This is a genomic window from Vibrio eleionomae, from assembly GCF_009874545.1.
In the GTDB taxonomy this organism is placed as follows: domain Bacteria; phylum Pseudomonadota; class Gammaproteobacteria; order Enterobacterales; family Vibrionaceae; genus Vibrio; species Vibrio nitrifigilis.
On sequence record NZ_WEKT01000122.1, the window covers coordinates 1 to 799 of the forward strand.

General features: G+C 43.3%; 1 tRNA gene and 2 rRNA genes. All 3 read right to left on the minus strand.

Annotated features, from left to right (window positions below):
- Nucleotides 1-153 (minus strand): 23S ribosomal RNA (locus F9817_RS23705); the annotation flags it as partial.
- A 358-nt stretch (nt 154-511) separates the two neighbouring features.
- A tRNA-Glu gene (locus tag F9817_RS23710) sits at nt 512-587 on the minus strand.
- 111 nt (nt 588-698) lie between these two features.
- A 16S ribosomal RNA gene (locus F9817_RS23715) occupies nt 699-799 on the minus strand; the annotation flags it as partial.

Sequence of the window (799 nt, forward strand, 5' to 3'; positions counted from 1 at the left end):
TAAAGATAACTGCTTATGCAGTTGGGTTTCCCCATTCGGACATCNTAGACTCAAGTGGCTCTTACTGCCTCATCTACGCTTATCGCAAGTTAGTACGTCCTTCATCGCCTCTGACTGCCAAGGCATCCACCGTGTACGCTTAGTCACTTAACCATACAACCCAAAAAAGTTTTGAGTTGAACTATTTGTCTCCACTTTTAAAAAGTGAAATCAAAGGTTAGCCACCAAGGTTGTCTGCATTTTTATACATGTTGCAGACTCGATATTGCCGGACTCAATTTTTCTTTTGTCTCCGCTTTNAAANAAGCAGAAGCAAAATAATCTTACTNNNAAAGNAAGANTTCCAAGAACACTTGAATGTGTGTTGGTTATCTATCAATGATAGATAATTGAGAACTTTTACAAACATTCTAAAAGAATGTTTTGTCAGCTTTCCAAATTGTTAAAGAGCAATGTGTTTTCTTGCGAAAATCACCATTTTTAAGAGCACTTAAGCAAATGCGCTTAAAAGTGGTATCCCGTAGGGGAGTCGAACCCCTGTTACCGCCGTGAAAGGGCGGTGTCCTAGGCCTCTAGACGAACGGGACACAAAGATTCTCTGCGCCGCCATTGGCTGAGGGCAGAGGGGTTAACGCGGTGCTCTCTATAACTAAACCGTATCAATCTGTGTGAACACTCATCGCAATAATCTATATCGTTAAGGAGGTGATCCAGCGCCAGGTTCCCCTAGCGCTACCTTGTTACGACTTCACCCCAGTCATGAACCACAAAGTGGCAAGCGTCCCCCCGNAGGTTAAAC